Origin of the sequence: Psittacicella melopsittaci, from assembly GCF_003585925.1 — a bacterium.
Lineage (GTDB): Bacteria > Pseudomonadota > Gammaproteobacteria > Enterobacterales > Psittacicellaceae > Psittacicella > Psittacicella melopsittaci.
In genome coordinates, this window is sequence record NZ_NRJH01000055.1 from 1 (window position 1) to 18321 (window position 18321).

Annotated in this window: 13 protein-coding genes; 12 read left to right on the forward strand and 1 reads right to left on the reverse strand. The window is 31.6% G+C overall.

Going from position 1 to position 18321, the window contains the following annotated elements; genetic code table 11:
* Positions 1–1117: 1117 nt before the first annotated feature.
* The 12 genes from CJP74_RS06425 (at position 1118) to CJP74_RS06480 (ending at position 16412) form a co-directional block, all read left to right on the forward strand.
* Complete coding sequence (locus CJP74_RS06425; RefSeq protein ID WP_119497448.1) at positions 1118–2182, forward strand: hypothetical protein; 1065 nt, start codon at positions 1118–1120, stop codon at positions 2180–2182.
* Positions 2183–2215: 33 nt separating this feature from the next.
* Positions 2216–3511, forward strand: a complete 1296-nt coding sequence (locus CJP74_RS06430) for a hypothetical protein (RefSeq protein ID WP_119497450.1) — start codon at positions 2216–2218, stop codon at positions 3509–3511.
* Positions 3512–3627: 116 nt separating this feature from the next.
* Entirely contained in the window at positions 3628–6324 is a 2697-nt protein-coding gene (locus tag CJP74_RS06435; RefSeq protein ID WP_119497452.1) for a hypothetical protein, read from the forward strand.
* Between the two features lie 33 nt (positions 6325–6357).
* Positions 6358–8583 (forward strand): hypothetical protein, encoded by a 2226-nt coding sequence (locus CJP74_RS06440; protein WP_119497454.1) that lies wholly within the window; start codon positions 6358–6360, stop codon positions 8581–8583.
* A gap of 200 nt (positions 8584–8783) precedes the next feature.
* Entirely contained in the window at positions 8784–10121 is a 1338-nt protein-coding gene (locus tag CJP74_RS06445) for a coiled-coil domain-containing protein (protein ID WP_119497456.1), read from the forward strand.
* A gap of 115 nt (positions 10122–10236) precedes the next feature.
* Entirely contained in the window at positions 10237–11706 is a 1470-nt protein-coding gene (locus tag CJP74_RS06450; protein ID WP_119497458.1) for a coiled-coil domain-containing protein, read from the forward strand.
* An 86-nt stretch (positions 11707–11792) separates the two neighbouring features.
* Complete coding sequence (locus CJP74_RS06455; protein WP_119497460.1) at positions 11793–12617, forward strand: GumC domain-containing protein; 825 nt, start codon at positions 11793–11795, stop codon at positions 12615–12617.
* 66 nt (positions 12618–12683) lie between these two features.
* A complete protein-coding gene (locus CJP74_RS06460; RefSeq protein ID WP_119497462.1) occupies positions 12684–13511 on the forward strand; it encodes a hypothetical protein in 828 nt (275 codons plus the stop codon).
* A 36-nt stretch (positions 13512–13547) separates the two neighbouring features.
* Complete coding sequence (locus CJP74_RS06465) at positions 13548–14369, forward strand: hypothetical protein (RefSeq protein WP_119497464.1); 822 nt, start codon at positions 13548–13550, stop codon at positions 14367–14369.
* Between the two features lie 71 nt (positions 14370–14440).
* Positions 14441–14989: a hypothetical protein gene (locus CJP74_RS06470; RefSeq protein ID WP_119497466.1), complete on the forward strand. Its 549-nt coding sequence runs from the start codon at positions 14441–14443 to the stop codon at positions 14987–14989.
* A gap of 17 nt (positions 14990–15006) precedes the next feature.
* A complete protein-coding gene (locus CJP74_RS06475; RefSeq protein WP_119497468.1) occupies positions 15007–15633 on the forward strand; it encodes a hypothetical protein in 627 nt (208 codons plus the stop codon).
* 23 nt (positions 15634–15656) lie between these two features.
* Positions 15657–16412, forward strand: coding sequence for a hypothetical protein (locus CJP74_RS06480; RefSeq protein WP_119497470.1), 756 nt, complete (start codon positions 15657–15659; stop codon positions 16410–16412).
* A gap of 43 nt (positions 16413–16455) precedes the next feature.
* On the opposite strand, the gene CJP74_RS06485 is transcribed toward CJP74_RS06480, so the two are convergent.
* Complete coding sequence (locus CJP74_RS06485) at positions 16456–17907, reverse strand: catalase (RefSeq protein WP_119497472.1); 1452 nt, start codon at positions 17905–17907, stop codon at positions 16456–16458.
* Positions 17908–18321: the final 414 nt, after the last annotated feature.

Here is an 18321-nt window from a genome sequence, read left to right on the forward strand (position 1 = left end):
TAAATATTCTATTCTAGCTATATTTAAATTTGGTATGGCAGACCAAGTTTAAAAGTATTATTACTAGGTAATAAATTGTAATGCTTTCATGTAAGAGAGTATTCTTTCATTACACTAATTATAGATGGCAGATTTTAGTGTGGTGTAAAAGATTTTTAGCCTAATAACAAAAACCTTTTAGAGTTAGTTTTTTGTTTTTAGCTCTATAAATCGACAAAATCCACTCTTTATTTCTCTCCTCTTTTTTTGTTTAAATCCAACAAAAATTCAGAAACAATACTTACACCTACTTTAGCTATGGACTCTTTTTTAGCTTTAGAGTGTAAACCATACTTGTATATTTAAGTGCATATTATCTTTACAGTTTATTTGGTAAAAGTAACGTTTACCAAAGTGACAACTTATGTCCAATTTTTTGTTTAGACAGTATGGTATCTATATCTTCCTTTCTACTCAATTTTATTTACACAATGCATGCTTAGTTCATGTAAAACAAAGATTTTCTTTTAGTCTAAGCCTTTTAGACTAGCCTTTTTATATTGAATTTTTCAGAATTTGGGAAAGATCTTTTATATCTAACAAGATTTTCCCTACCGCTTAAGTGTAAACCTTGCCTATTTTTAACTTCTGTCATCTATCTGTGCAACAGAAAATTCTCAACTTAAGCTTTATCACTGTATCCACGGTGCTTTATTTGCAAGAGTTTACACTTAAACTTTCTTCCTTAAAAGCTGGCCCTTGTTTTTATGAGGGCTAAATTTTAAGAAGAATATAGCTGTTGAATATGTAAGTTATATGTATACCCTAGAAATGTTTTTTATCTAAATAAAAAATATTTAGTTGCATTGACTTAAAATCAGACTTCAGACAGTTTTCGACTTAAATATATACATACTTTTAGAGTTTTTTATAAAACTTATTTGAGCTCTTGAGAGGTAAATAAATACGAATGTACTTAGGGGCAAACTGCATTTGTTTACCAATCAAAAAGTCATAACAGTAAGCTTAACTCAGAAAGCTTACTTTATGCCTTTTAATCATTAATAGTAGTTTTAAAGGAATTATTCACTAATTCCTTTAAGTTGTTTTAATTATTTAGATATTTATTTCTCTAACTATGGCTATTAAAGAAAAATATAAACGTCCACAAAGTGTTCCAGGTTGGATTCATATTCCTCTTTTCATTCTTTTAAGTATTAGTTTTATTGAAACGGCAATTGGTTATACCGATGTTATGGGTGCAGCCTTAGCTTACTGTTTCTCGGCGGCGATTACATGTATTTTATATGCTTTAACTCTTGAAATCGGTAAGCGTATTGTACGTAGAAAATCATATATCGGCGTTGTGCTTTCTTTCATTGTAGTTAGCTTAGTTACATATGCAGGTAACTTTAATGCTTTCTATACTCAGTTCAATAAATCTACAATTTACCGTCAAGAGTTAACTTTACATAAAGTTGAACTAAACGAATTACAGAGCCAAACCCTTCAAGCTGTAGCAACAATTATTTCTCCAGAAACTGAGTTAGAAAACAATGTTAAAAAATTAGTAGGTCAACTAGAAGTTCAAGTATTAGACCCACAACGTCCAGGTTTTGGTCAACGTGCAAGACAACTATTACAAGAAATTAGTAAAGAGTTAGGTCAACCTCTAACTGAGTTATCAACAAGTAACTATCGTGTAGCTCTAGAAGGTTATAAAAATCAAATCCAAAATATTCTTGATACACGTAAAGAAAATGGTACTTATGCAGCTGCAATCAATTTAGCAAAATATGTTAAAGCTGAAACAGATGAGCAAGTACGTAGAATTGACACATTACTTCAAAGTGGTTTAGATAGCCGTATTAGAGAAGAAGGCTATGGAGTTATTCAACAATCTGTTGACGTTTACAATAAGTTACGTAATGAAGTAAGTATTTACGTTAACGATCCAAAACTATTTGACTTACAACCAGCTGTGTTTGGTGCAGAAGAAATTGGAAAAATTAACTACTCATTTAAGAGCGGTTTCAATGATTATTTCTTCAGTGCAGTATTAATTACTTTATTAGCATTCATTATTGACTGGTTCGCTGCTTTATACTTAATGCTTATTTTTAGCGGTAGTATCAGATCTCAAACTGATGAAGATTACCAAGCACAAATTAGAGCACGTAAAGGTCGTACTAGTCTCGACTAAAAAAGATAACAATTAATCCAAGGAATCTATACCATGTCAGATAAAAAAGATTTATTTGGTGACTTTAACACAACAAGTGATGAGGCTACAAACTCATCTTTACAAGGTTCTAACTCTTCAGCAACGGCAAATCCTTTTGGTGATGACTTTAATAGCTCTTCAGCTTTTGGTACTGATAGCGATAGCTTTGGCAGTATTGACTCATTTTCATCAACACCTAGCCTAACTAAGGCTAGTGATAATAAAGAAGAGGGGTTTTCGGATTTTAGTCAAACTAGCACTGTTGGTACAGGAGATGACTTTGGTAGCTTCTCTTTTAGTAATGACTTAGATACTAATACTGAAGACGAAGAATACGACAGTCATCGTCCAAAACGTAAAGAAGGTCAAACTGCTAAAATGACTTTAACTCGTTCAGAGTACTTAAAGCGTTTAAGTGAGTTAAATAAAGACGCAGATCACAAGCACTTTGTGATTTTATTTGGTGCTCCAGATACTGGGAAAACCTTCTTAATTGCTAATCTGATCAAATATATGATGTCACAATTACCTGCAACGGTAAGACTTTCGACGACATCATCAATTGAAGCACAAAAGCAATTTAACCTTTTCTTAGAGTCGTCTTACAATCCATATAACGAGCGTAATACAATTGCTCGTACAGCTACCTCTGAGTTATATGAGTTACCAATTGAAATTGAGCCACAAGATAGAAAGAAACCATCGGTAGAAGTAACTTTTATCGATGCTTCGGGAGAAAACTTTGCTCTAGCATATAAATCAATTGATGATAAATATGCAGATAAATATAGAGGGGAAATCCCAGACTCAATTCGTGTAATCCTCGATTCTTATGTAAACAAATACTTCCTATTCCTTTGGGATCACACTAAAGACACTGGTGGTAATACAAGTGCAAAAGCTCCTCAAGTGGGGATTTTACAAGCATTCTTTGACCAAATTTGTACGCAACAAAATGCTACAGGTCAAACGTATCACAAACTACTAGTTATAACTAAATCTGACTTAATTCCAGATAAAATCAAAAGTGAATACGGATATGATTCACGCTTATTCGCCGAAGATCCTGTAATTGAAAGACGTGCAATCGCAACTTTCACTAAAAACTTTTTTGCTGAAAGTGAACAAACTAACGCATGTATTTTCTATTCTGCAGGGAAACAAAATGGTGACTTCTTTGATGAAGACTATGAAAGTGCACAAAAAGTATTTAACTGGATCTATAGTTGTGCAACTGGTACTGATTTAAGACCAACTGTAAGCATCTGGAAAAAATTTGGTGGCTGGTTAAGCGGAAACGGACATTAAATTATTATGCAGGCAACTATTGATTTTCTTTAGTTGCCTAATTTGTCCCATGGAAAAGTCTTTTGCTTGGAAGTTGTTCTAAAAATCAATAATTTAATAAAAAATTCCGAGAAACTATGAATTCAATTCCATTTAATTTAGGAGTGTTAGGAACTCCAAATGGCTTTCAGTGTGCTTCACTATTCCCTGAAAAAATAGGCAAGCGAATAATTGAACATTTAGATTTAATCCTCTTAAATAAACTCCTACCTAATCCTAAAGACCAGTCTGAATTTCCTATTTATGCTTTAACAAGCTTTACGGAAAATAACAAGGTATATTTTGGTATATCGCAATACACTTCATGCTATCAAGTAAGCGGAAATCGTAGTGGCAATTTTTTCGGTAGCTTTTTTATTAGTGATCAAATACCTGTTCCTGAAGATTTAAATCGTATTTTTCTTTGTATTAATCGTATTAGCAAAGCCTTAAAAGAAACTGGGGTTGTAGTTGGTGATAGATATGCCAAAGAGATAGACGAGTTAGAATTAGACTTTATCCCAACAAATTGGTACAACAATCTAAAATTTTCAGGTATATCTTATCCTTCTGCAATTCAAGCCAGCCTAGATAAAAAACTACTTGTTATATTAGAAGAAGCAAAAAGTTTTGAAGATGTAAGTAGAAGTCTTACGGAAATAACCTTAGCTTTACACGAAAGCCATGTGCTTAATTTATTTAGCAATATTATCCTTACTGCTGATCCTCAAGTAATAAAAGAGATAGTTGCTGATGAGTCTAACTATTTAGTTATCAAACAAAGTAACTTAATAGCGGCGACAATAAAAGAGTCTGGAAATAGAAGTTTATTTAGATTTGTTCTTGAGACCGAACAACTATTTCAAGAAAGAAGATTTAAAGGCACTATAGAGAAGCAAAAGCGTAAATTAATAGAAATAGATGCAAAACATAAAGAAGAGCTTGGGCAAAAAGATAAAGCAATGCACGAATTCCAAGCTAAGTTTTCTGATCTAGAGACTAGGGCTGGAAACTTAGTAAAAGAATTAGAGATAACTCGTGAGCAAGTTAAAAGTATTCAAAAGAATTTAGAAAGAGAAAAAAGAGATAAAGATAATCTTATTAGAAACTATAAGATAGAGAGTGAAAGGAAACTAAAGGAAATTACAAAACTTCAAGAGGTGAGTTTTGTAGATAAGAAGGATAAACGTGAACTAGAAAAGCAACTTAAAGCTTGTATTGAAGAGTCTGAAAATATTAAGAAAAAAAATACTCAATACCAAAAAGAATTTGAGCGAGTTAAAGAACATATAAAAAACCAAGATCAGCAAATAGTTAGATTCAATACAGAAAAGTTAACTTATGAAAAGAATATAAAAGAGTTAAACGCTAGTGTTCAACATAAAACTCAACAGTACAATGCTCTAAATGATCAGTATCGCCAGATAAATAACCTCTATACAGAAGCTAAGAAAAATTATCAGGTTTTTCTTAATGAACAAGAAACTGAACTTAAAAAACAATTTAATGTTGCTTTAGAAGAGCAAAAAGCAAAAAGCAATAAAAGAGAAAATGATCTAAAAGTTGGTTACGAGCGTAAGATTAAAGAAAATGAAGTTTTTCATAATCAGGCAATTAGGCTAAAAATATCAGAGGTAGCTAAATACCAAGCTGATATAAAGAAATTACAAAGTCAAATTGCAGATTTGAACCAACAGATAATTAAGATTCGTAAAGAAGGACAAAATATACAAAATAAATTGGAATATAAAAATTCAGTTGAAAAACAACTACGTCACGAAATAGATGCTCGTAAGACAGATTACGAAAAAATTATTATTGAAAAGAATAAGCTCATTGGTGAGAGAAAATTATTAGAAGATCGTCTTAGAGATGAGAATTATAAAGCTAATGATTATGCAACAAAATTAGATGTTAGCAATAGAAATCTCGAGCAAACTAGAAGAAAAATAAGTGATTATATTTCCAAAATTGAATATTTAGAAAGGGAATTAAACCTTAAAGAATCTGAACTCAAAGCAAAAAATAACGAGCTTAATCAAGTACGTATTTCATCTGAGCCAAGTATTGCACCAACTAATTTTGTAAAAAATCCAGGTAGTATAGCTGGATTAGACTTTGTTTCTACTGCAAGTTATCCAGATAAAGCTTATCTTGATAGCAAATTAAAAGATTATAGTAATTTTAAACTGCAGTTAAATAACTTAGATTGGAATTCTTTACATAAGGTAAGACATAGCTTAGATAAGTTACATAATTGTTTATTTGGTAACTTTGTTTCTAGCGTGCAGGTGCAAGAAAGTTTATTTGGCGATTGGACAAGTTATGACAAATTACCAAATGTACTAAACCACCTTGAAAGATATTTCTTAATTCTCGAAGGTTTAACAGCAGACGAGTATTTACATGTATTTAAAGGCGATAAAAAATTAAGATTTGATTATTTCAAAAATGTTCTTTATGCCTTATATACAAATTTCTCAGCTTATATTAAGTGTACCGAGCTAAGTATTTTCGCTCAAAAAGATACGCTAAATCTTAAAAAAATAGAGCAAGCTATTTCTGTAAGTTCAAGAGGGCAAAATATAAAAGAATTGTGCAATCTGTTAACCGATACAGGGATAGAAAATTATATAACTTCTGGAGATATGGAGTCAATTCGAAAAGTACGTGCTCAACTTATTGAACAATTGGGTGCAGAGTATCAGCAAGATGGGGCTGCATTTATTGTTTATCGTGCTTTTTGTGCTTTATATCTTCTTCGCTTTATATATAAAGTTTTCAACTTAAATTAGTCCTATTACAACAAGTTTACCACTAATAGAATTATGTCAGCGAATAACACTTATAAAAATTTCAACTGGGGTTTAAATGGTGCCGATAGTGGACACCAATACAAAATGGATGATGAGTTAAGATCTCTAATGATAAGTAACTCACAGTTAGAAATAAACTCTCGTATAGATTTACCTTCAGGAAACAACATCACCAAACTTTTAGCTGATCCAACTAAAGTAAGAAGTAGAGGGATTATTCGTGTAAGTATGAGTATTTTACCGTTTAAAGCAGGTGAAACTAACTCAGGAATTACTTTATTAGGTGATTTACGTTACTACTTTGGTTACTATCAACCAGTTTTACAAAAAGTTGGTGATCGTACGGGTAACTACACAGGATCTTTTGTTTTAACAAAACCTGGAGTGAAACTAACAAATGAGAATTCAGTAAGAAGTATTTTAGATACTTTACTTGGTTTAAATCGCTTTGTGCGTGAAACTCTAGTTGATGAAGAAGCAAATAGATATAAGGCTTCATTAACTGAGTCTGATTTACCTGCAGAACAATTTAGAAATCAACTTACTGATTTAGATAATCGTTTAGGACAAAGTAGAAATAATGATCCACTAGTTGTTCAACAGTTAAGTAAAGATTATCTTTTTGATTTTCCTGCTAATACTCCTTTAGTAATCGACGCTAGTCAAGATTTAAATGCAATTTACCGTGTTATTGCTATTTTAATTAACTCTGACGTTTTCTATCAATTCCGTGAAATCTATTTTGCTTTAGATAAAGAAGCTGTAGATAGCTTTGGTGGTAAAGTATTAAATATAGGTGCATTAACTGTTGGAGTTCTTGGTAGATCTTATGGTCTTAGCAAAAGAAATCTTTTTGTTCTAGGTAAAGAGCATAGTCAAATACAAGAAAAACATAGAGCAGAATTAGGTAGATTACAAAAAGACTATGATGTAAAACTCCAAAGTACACAAGAAGAATTTGGTAAGAAACTATCTTTAGCTAATCAAAAGTTTGAGAGTTTAAAAAAGGAAAAAGATGAATTAACTAGCAAAGTAAATTCTTTAGAAGAAGACACAAAGGAATTAAGGAAAGAAAATCAGGAATTTTCTGCTGCTTTAAAAATTCAGACTGACGAAAATGAAAAAGCAAGGGAAAAACTTACTAAACTAGCTTATGGTTTAGGGACACAACTAGAATATCTAAATAAAGCATTAGAAGCAGGGGATACTGCAAAAGCTAAAGATTATATTGTAAGCTTTGAAGTACATGATCCGAGTAAAAGTCTACTAGAGCAGTACAAACCTTACTATGAGAATCTGCAAAGTCGAGCAAAAAGTTTACAAAATCTTGACGCAGCCGTAAAAAGAAAAGAGGAGACTCTTAAACAAGATCAAGCAAAATTCAATGCTCAAAAGCAACAATATACTCTAGCATTAGAACTGCAAGATTATTTAGTAAGAGAAAAAGTACTAAATCATACTGAAACTCCAGATACAGCTATAGCAAAACTAAGTGATGCTATTGTTAAAAAAGGTGGCTTTTTAACTGGCTTTTTATTATGGTTCCTAGGGCTTCTCATTGGTATTTTAATTCTAGGTATTTGCACATATTTTATAAGTCCTGTTAAAAAATTGTTCTTAGATCCAAATGAAAGAAGCAGATTAAAAGTTGAAGATGGTAAGTTTTTTATTCTTCCACACAATTTTTCCTTATCTGTGGATACTGCAAATGTAACTACCCTAAGTAATTTCGAAACTACAAAAAAACAAACTTCAGAATTAACTATAGTAGCCGTTAAAGATGTAAGTGGTACAAAAGGATTTGAAAATCTAAATCCTACTCAACTAAATAGTGATATCCAGGATTTAGTAAATGAAATTAAAGAATTTGCAGGCAAAGCTTCAGTTAGAGTTGTAGTAAAGGTAGAGTCAGAAGCTAGTACTAGTTTAACCAATGTGAATGTATTAGTAGATAATAAGTCTATTACATTAGATAATTTTAACAAGTTACATGAATTACATGAGTTAGCTAAATCTTTACAACAAGAAATAGAAAAATATAACAAACTGTCAAAACCAAATAGTAGTAGTAGAGGTAGCAGTAATAATCAGCAGATATATAATGATACTTTTACTGGAATAGATAACAAGTGCAAAGAACTATTATCTCTATTTAATCAAATTAAACCTAAAGTAGATAATACTCAAACAAATAAGGTACCTGGAGAACCGCAAAATCCCCCAGTACAAAATCCATAGTTCTTATTAATAACGAGATACTCCTTTCGTTAAGGAGGGAGTATTTTGTTTTATTTAAAGGTTAAGCAACAGTGCTAAAGTTAACGGAAAATTTCTGCATTTTCACTGAGCTTTATGGATACTTATTTAGCAGGCGTCAGATAAAGTAAAACTGAAGTTATGAGTTAATTTTTAAGTAAAACAAAATATAGAAAAAAAGGATGTTAGAAGATAAAACACTTTCAAAATCTTTAACTCAATTAAATGAAAAGCTTGAAGCTAAACTAAAAGAACAAGAACAACTTGTAAATGACTTAAAGCTTCAGGTTGATCAATATAAACAAGAGCTAGTAAACCTTGAACAAAATTATAAAGACGAACTTGAAAAGATAAATCAGCAAAACCACAATTGGAAACTTTCTGAAGAAGAAAATAAAAATCTTCAAAAGCAAGTTAATGATATTACTGCGCATTTAGAAGCTCTGGCTGAAGAGAATGAAAAAGCTAAGGATCACTTAGAACAGCTTTCGTATGGTTTAGGGACACAACAAGAATATTTAAATAAAGCATTAGAAGTAGGGGATATTGCAAAAGCTAAAGGTTATGTTGTAAGTTTTGAAGTACAGGATCCGAGTAAAAGTCTACTAGGGCAGTACAAACCTTACTATGAGAATCTGCAAGCTAGAGTAAAAAGTGTACAAAATCTTGAAGCTCTTGTAAAAAGAGAAGAGAATATTCTTAAACAAGAAAAAGCAAAATTCAATGCCCAAAAACAACAATATACTCTAGCATTAGAACTGCAAGATTATTTAGTAAGAGAAAAGGTACTAAATCATAATGAAAATCCAGATACAGCTATAGCAAAGCTAAGAGATGTTATTGTTCCAAAAAGAGGCTTTTTACCTAGATTTCCATTATGGTCTCTTGGCTTTTTCTTTGGAGCTTTTATACTAGTTATTTTTACGATTCTTTTTGATTCCGTTAAGCATTATTACCTTGATGGAGAAGACCGTGAAAGAGTAAATGTTGAAGCAAGTAAATTTGTCACTTTTCCATCCTCTTTTCCATTGACTTTAGATGCTACAAGTTCAACTAAGCTCAGCTATTTAGAAATTGCAAAAAAGCAAACCTCTGAATTAACTATAGCAGCCGTTAATGATGTAAGTAATAGAAGAGGATTTGAAAATCTAAATCCCACTCAACTAAATAGTGATATCCAGGATTTAGTAAAACAAATTAAAGAATTCGCAGATAAAGCTTCAGTTAGAGTTGTAGTAAAGGTAGAGTCACAAACTAATACTAGTTTAACCAATGTGTATGTATTAGTAGATAATAAACATATTACATTTACGAATTTTACCGATTTATATAATCGAGCTGTAGCTTTACAACAAGAAGTTTATAAATATAACAGTCTACAGACGCCAAATAATAGTAGAAGTAACAGAATTAATCTGCAGAATTATACAATGACTTTTAATGGAATACAAAACAAGTATAAAGAACTATCATCTGTATTTAATCAATTAATATCTGTATTTAATCAATTAAAACCGTAAAAAGTTTACTCTTCATAAAGAGACTATAAAAGAAAAACATGGCAAGTTTATAGTTCCTCCTGAAAATATAAGTAATCATCTAAGTTAAAAGCAAAAGAAAAAATTTAAAGAGAAGATGTTAGAAGATAAAACACTTTCAAAATCTTTAACTCAATTAAATGAAAAACTTGAATCTCAACTAAGAGCACAAAAACAAGTTTTAAATAATTTAAAACATCAATTAGAAGATTATAAGCAAGAGCTAGCAAGTCGTGAAAAAAAGTATAAAGATGAGCTAGAAAAATTAAACAAGCAAATTGCTAGTCAAAAAGATTTTTCCCAAGATAATAAGAATCTGAAACAGAAATTAGATGCCCTCAAAGCGGATATAGAAGGACTGTATTTAGCAAAAGAAAAAGCAAGGGAAGGTCTTACTCAACTAGCTTATGGTTTAGGGACACAACTAGAATATCTAAATAAAGCATTAGAAGCGGGGGATACTGCAAAAGCTAAAGAATATATTGTAAGCTTTGAAGTAAATGATCCGAGTAAAAGTCTACTAAAGAATTACAGACCTTACTATGAGAATCTGCAAAGTAGAGTAAAAAGTGTACAAAATCTTGAAGGTCTTGTAAAAAGAGAAGAGAATACACTTAAACAAGAAAAAGCAAAATTCCATTCCGAAAGACAACAATATACTCTAGCATTAGAACTGCAAGATTATTTAGTAAAAGAAAAAGTACTAAATCATAATGAAACTCCAGATACAGCGATAGCAAAACTAAGTGGTGCTATTGCTCCAATGGCTAGATTTTTAGCAAGGTTTTCATTATGGTTCCGAGGAGCGATACTTGGAGCATTTACCATATTTATTTGCTTGAACTTTATAAATCCTTTGAAATATCTTTTCTTAAACGAAGAAGAAAAACGAAGAATTAAATTGGATAGTGATAGTTTTGTAACTCTTCCACACATTTTTTCAATGTCTATGGATTCAGAAAGTTCAACTAACCTTAACTATTTTGAAAAAGTTAAACTGCAACTTTCAGACTTAACTATTTCTGGAATAAAAGATGTTAGTAAAATAAGAATCTTTAAGGAGTTAGCTCCTGAATCTCAAGAGTTAGACGTAGATCAGGCTAAAGAGGTTGAGAAATTAGGATCTGAACAAGAAAGAAATATTGATGAACAAGCAAGAGAACTTGAGGAAGTAGATACTCGTCAATTCGAAACACTTGCAGAGTTAGATCCTAGCAAATTAAATCAGAATATTATAACTTTAGTCCAGCAAATCAGAGAGCTTGCAGGTATAGCTGTAGCTAGAGTTGAGGTTAATATTGAAGCATTAAATAGCTCAGAACTTACGAATATGAGAATTTTTGTTAATAATCAACCTATTTCATTAATTGATTTTATTCAACTTAATAACCTAGCATTAGAATTACAAAAGGATATTAATAAGTTTAATAGACTAGGTGTTCCTAAGAGTGACAATATTGAAGTTTACAAAACAAGTTTTGCACAAATAGAAACTAGTTATGAAGATTTATTAACTCTGGTTAATCAACTTGTTCAACCAAACCCAACTCTTGTCCAAGAGAACTAGAAAGCTACTAGTTTTTGCTTATACAAGTTCTCTTTTACGGCATGAACCTAAAGTATTACTATATAGTTAATTTATAATAAGTAGAAATGTTTGAAGATAAATCCCTTTTTAAATCTTTAACTCAATTAAATGAAAAGCTTGAAGCAAAATTAAAAGAACAAAAATTAGTTATAGCTAACTTAGAGCAACAAGTAAAGCATTACCGACAAGAGTTAGAAAATCACGAACAAAAGCATAAAGCCGAGCTTGAAAAACTAAATCAGCAAAATGAGAATAATAAATCTTTTGTAGAAGAAAATAATAAGCTTGAGCAGCAAGTTAATACTCTAACTACAAGTCTAAACTCTAAAATCCAAGAAAGTGAACAAGCTCAAGAAAAGTTTAACCAACTTTCTTATAGTTTGGGAGTACTCTTTACGCAACTTAATCAAGCCATCCAAAACGAAGATTTTGAACGTATTAAACTAATTCTTTCTGGCTTTGAAAATGAAGCTAATGGTAATGACTTATTAGAAAAATATAAGTATTACTATCAAGACTTACAAAAGTCTGCAGTAAAGGAAAATAGTGAAAAGGTACAAGAGAAAGTCCTTGAAGAAGAGTCGGTAAATAGAACTAGTTCAACAGATCAGAGTGATTTATTAAAAGAAAGCTCTTGCCCACAAATAAACTTAAATAAGTTAGAATCTACTCAGCCTAAAGTAACTGAAGAAGAGAAAAGTGAATCTGCTCAGCCTAAAGTAACTGAAGAAGCAAAAAATGAAACTGCTCAAAGTAGTTCTAACTCAAACAGTGAGTTCTCAGGTAGTGGGGGTATAAGCGGGGGTATGATAGGCTTTTATTTACTGGCTGTGTTATTAATATGTTTTTTAATGGGTGTTATTTTTACTAATGATGACTATTATTGGTAATATAAAATTATGAATCTGTAAAGTTGATTTACTAAGCTAAGATATATTTGAGGAGGGTAAGTTAATATGCCCAATGCCAATAATTTAAAATCTTTAACTGAGTTAAATGAAAAATTAAAGAAGCAAATTGAAGATCATGAGCTTCAAACTCAAGCAACTGTACAAGATTTGCAAAAGCAAATAGAGGAAGCTAAAAGTAGTTTAGCAACTATACAGCAAGAGTTAAATTTAGTAAAAGAAAAGTTAGATCCAATCCAAAAAAAATACTCTGTTTTAATTGCAGAGAAAAATGATCTCATGAAAAAAGTAAATTCTTATCGAGTTTCAATTGGATTGACACAAAATCAGCTAACAACGCTCATAGAACAGAATAAAAAGAATAATGCAAACTTACCAGCGATAGTTTTTGGTTTAGGGGTGCAGCTTTCTTATTTAAGCAATGCTTGCAAAAATAAGAATTTTTCTATGATCAACCAAGAACTGGGTAATTTTACTAATTACTCAAATGTTCAGATTACAGATCATCTTATACAGCATTGTAATAATACTATTGCTACCGAAGCTGGGTTTAAAGGTAGAACAGACACTCTCTTAGCCGCAGAGCAAAAACTTAGTAATGATATAGCTTTATTTGAAGAGGTAAAAGCAAAATTTACCCAAGCTGAAACTATCAAAAATTATCTCTTACAGAATCAAATTTTGCACGGGTATGAGTTTAATGACCATAGAACGGTTGAAGCTAAAATAGAGGAAGCTTTAAATCATCAAACCCTAGGAGAAGGGATACAAAGGATGACAATTAGCTATTTTGAACACTTAAAAGTGAGAATAACAGCTATTTTGATATTTATGGCAATTATATTCTTCTTTATCTTACTAGGTAAAATTTTTTAGAAGCTAAAATTACAAAAAATGCAAGGAAGTAAGCTGATGGATATTACAAATTTGCAAAATGAAAATGCCGAGCTTAAGAAACAACTGCACCAGTTAAAGAGAGAAAGTAGAGCTAATTTAGAAAGACTGAACTTACAGCTAGTTGAGTATAATCAAGCGATAGAAGCAATTAAGCTTGAGCTTGCTTCGGAAAAGAAAAATTTTGCAGTAATTAATTCTCATGGCGGGGCTACAAATCCTAATTTTGAGGTAGAGATTAGAAATTTACAAGCTAATCTAAACCAACTTAAATTGCAGTTGGATGCCGTAAATGCTCAGCTTGCAACAGCACAAAATGAAAAGCAGAAATTTGAAAATCTAATTACGGATATTAGAAGTAGATTAATCAGAGTAAAAGATGAGTCTTATAAAGGGAACATTATCCAAGCAACAGCAATAGTTAATGAATTTAGTACTAGAGATCCTTTTAAGTCTCTGTTAGGAAATTACTTTTTACCTAAATATCGCGGGATAAAAGAAAAAGACCAAGCCTTAACTCAACGTTATAATAACTTACAGAAAGCAACAGATAATTTACGCATTGCTGAAGATAATCTTCTTAAAAAAACCGAAGAATACAAAAACTATTTTTATATCCAGCATCTCCTTATTTCGCTTGGCGTAATAACCGCTAATGAAAGTAAAACCTCTCTAGAGCTTAAGTTAAGATCTTCTTTACGTCCATCTCCAGGATGTTTAGTAGGTTTGTTTAATACAATAATTTTGTTTGCCTTAGGACTCTTTTATTTGGGATTAACAATTCTCATCTTTGGTGGCTTGGTTGCAGTATTAATCTTTCCTATTGTAGATATGATTTAATAGCCAGATTCTGCTGATACACTTAAATATAACGCATTTATTGTTGTTGATTTATCAACAAGGATTAACTTATGGAAAATTTTGCATTTTCAGATTCACTACAACTTTTACAAATTAAGGTAGCTAATCTTCAAGATAAGTTACAAAAGATAGAAGATGAAGTTAACAAAGATTTTAATCAAGAACTAGAACAAGCCTTTGCAAGTTACCAAAAGCTTAGAGAAGATTATCTGGCTCTTGTAAAGCAATACCAACCAGAGAAAATCTATAAAGTTCAAGGGGAAACAGATTTAAACCTACAACACGAAGATTTAAAACAAGAGTTTTTCAAGTTACAAAACTCATATGTTGAATTAAGACAAAAATTAGAACAACAAGAAGATACTGTTAAAAAGAGTCCTAAATTAGTTATTAGTGAGCAGGCTCTCAAGACCCTTGCTAAGTATCAGCTACCTAATAATAGTGTTGATAAATTAAGCCAAGCTTTGCAAGAAGTTGCTAATAAAAAACAAGACAACATAAAGCAAATTATCTCTGCTGGTATAAAAGGTGGAGTTTTAGGGCTGTTTATTGCAGGTGTTTACTGGGGAAGTTTAGTTTTCTTTAGCAACTTTTTCTAGAGTAGAGATAAAATCGTATGGTAAATAAATCTGGTGAAATTTCTTCACACGTAATTGAAGAAGTAGAAAAAATTATTAAAGAGCAGTATGACTTACGCTTAGAAGTTCTTGATTTAGAAGAGACTAAAGAAAGTGAAGAGCTGCAAGATAAGTTATTAGAAATTAAGGTAAAAGCACTTAATTTAATTGAGCAAAAGGATCATTTACGTTTAGGGTATACTTTAGGCTTAGGTAAAAAGTATATGCAAGTGCGCCAAAGCTATTTAGAGTTAGTGCAAAAACATGATCCAGCTAACTTAAAACAATATGTGCAAGAAACTGAGATTACAGCTAACTCAGCAACTTTATTAGCAAATTATCGTCAAAAAATTGTAGAACTCCATGAGTTAGAAAGAGTTGTTAAAGCGTCAACAGAGTTACAAAATATTGAATCTGAGACCAATGACAAAATTGCAAGTTTACTAAAAAGTAAAAACTTAAACTACGAACAACCTGAAGTATTTGAAAAACAAATTAAAGAAATTTCGAAACAAAGAAAATCTTCGCAAGGTTTAGCGCCATTATTTTCTTTATTAATTTGTTTTGCGCTCGCTCTGTTAGTTGGAGTAAAAATAGTTCTAGATTATGAAGGAATTGTTTTTTAATTAAATGAGGGTAGGATGATTTTATGAAGCTTGCTATGAAAATACTTTCATGCTTAGCTCTTTCTAGTTTCTTTACGGCAGTAGACTTAAAAGCTCAGACTACGCCATTGAATTTTACACCAACAGAAGCTACGGTTTATATTAGAGCTAGCTTTGATGATAAACAAAGATTTTGGCATGATCTCCAAGAAACTATTTTAGCTGACATAAAGAATGATTATGCTACTCGACCATATGTAGAGTTAGATCATCTGACAAATTATTTTGCTTATGTGTTTGCTTATTATGCCAAACCTACAGTAGTTAATGGGCGTTATACCATTACTCAACTAAATGATTATTTTACTTTAGTAGAAGCATGTACTGTGTATATAGGTTCAACGCGCGAAGGTTTATACATAGAGCCATGTAAAGCCTTAATTGCATTTTCATCTTTGTATAACAATGATCCTAATGCTTTATCTACTTCGATTTTCAATGTTGAGTATAATCTTAGTAAAAGCGAACCTACTCAAGTAGTAGACCTAGCAAAGAAAAGAGTTATTTTTAACAACTTAGTTAAAAATATGTATATAACTGACGATCAGAACCTCTTAGAAAAGCATTTAAGCTTTAAACCAACTTTCACTTGGACATCTAAGGATGTAACTGATTCAAGTTTAAGACAAAGTGTTTTTGTTTGGAAGAGCTTTTTTAATGTAAACATTATTAAAGAAGCACCAAATAACTCTAAGCCAAGCAAAAAATCTAACTCAAAAAATGATAAGTCAGCTACTTAAAGAGCTAAAGAAAAAGTCCACCGTTTGTGCGGTGGACTTTTAATTATTTACCGAGTTTACTTCTTACAGCTTGTTCTAGTTTTGGTTCAATAGCATTGAATAACTCTAATGCTTTTTCTAAAGTTGGTTCATAAGTAACACCAGCTAAAGAATCAGCATAGTTAGAAGCTAGAGCATCTTTTTGTTCATCGCTCATTAAGTTATATAGAGCACGAGGTTGTGAGAAGTAATCGTTATCATACTCACGGAAGTCAAAGTGAGCAGCTTCACGTTCTAATTGTAGAGCTGGCTCGTGAGCATGTGTTGGTTGATAAGTGTTATAACGATTTGGTGCATAGTTAGGATGTGCACCACCATTGTTATCAACACGCATAGCCCCGTCACGGTGAGTAGTGTGGAATGGGCATTTAGGTTGATTTACTGGAATTTGATGGTGGTTAACCCCTAAACGGTAACGATGTGCATCTTGGTACGAGAATAAACGACCTTGAAGCATACGGTCTGGAGAGAAACCGATTCCAGGAACATTATTACTTGGAGCAAAAGCAGCTTGTTCTACTTCAGCAAAGTAATTTTCTGGGTTACGATTTAACTCAAGAATACCTACATCAATTAGTGGGTAATCAGCATGAGGCCATACTTTAGTTAAGTCAAAAGTATAGTTGTGCTTGTTAGCATCTGCTTCAGGCATAATTTGTACTTTAACAGCCCAACGTGGGAAGTTACCAGCTTCAATGTTCTCGTATAAATCTTTTTGTGCTGATTCACGATCACGACCTACTAATTCAGCTGCTTCAGCGTTAGTTAGGTTAGCAATACCTTGTAATGATTTGAAGTGGAATTTAACCCAGAAACGCTCATTATTATCATTAATAAATGAATAAGTGTGTGAACCAAATCCGTGCATTTGACGGTAGTTTGCTGGTAAACCACGATCAGAGTGAAGAATCATCACTTGGTGCATAGATTCTGGAGTATGTACCCAGAAATCCCATGCTGCGTCTGCCGAACGCATATTAGTGCGTGGATCACGTTTTTGCGTGTGGATAAAGTCTGGGAATTTTAATGGATCTCTAATGAAGAATATTGGAGTATTGTTACCAACTAAGTCCCAGTTACCTTCACTAGTATAGAATTTTAATGAAAAACCACGTACATCACGTTCAGCATCAGCTGCACCACGCTCACCTGCTACAGTTGAAAAACGTAATAATACTTCAGTTTGTGTATTAGGTTTAAACACAGCAGCTTTAGTATATTTACTAATATCATGAGTTACTGTAAAAGTACCAAACGCAGCTGAACCTTTTGCGTGCACTACACGCTCAGGAATACGCTCACGAGCAAAGTGAGCTAATTTTTCTTGATACCAAACATCTTGTAAAAGTAATGGACCTCTTGGACCAGCTGACATAGTATTGTCATTATCAACAACAGGATTACCAGCAGCTGTAGTTAAAGTGGTGCTTCCATGATCGAATGGACATTTTTTCATTAACATATCTCCTTGAAATAGTTAAATATTTGCAATTTGTGAACTTAAAATTTTAATACGCTTAATTTGAATTTGTGAATTTTAGTTTGTGAACTTTTTTCTAGATCAAAAATACTCGATTTTGAAAAAATATCAATTATGGTCTTGCATAATTGAGAGTATATTAACTTAATTTATTTTCCTTGATTTGCTGTAATTATAGCACGCTAAAATAGTTCTTGCAAGAAAAATATAGATAGGAAATTCTTATCAATAGAAAGAGTTGTATAGTTTGACTTGGGTTGATAATGCTTAAATTTCAATATTTTTCTTTTAGTTGTATTAGTATATGTATATTATAAAATTTAAATTTTTTAAAGAGTTTTCTTGTTTAAATTACTGCATATTTTAAGTTTTGTTTGGTAAATTTATCGA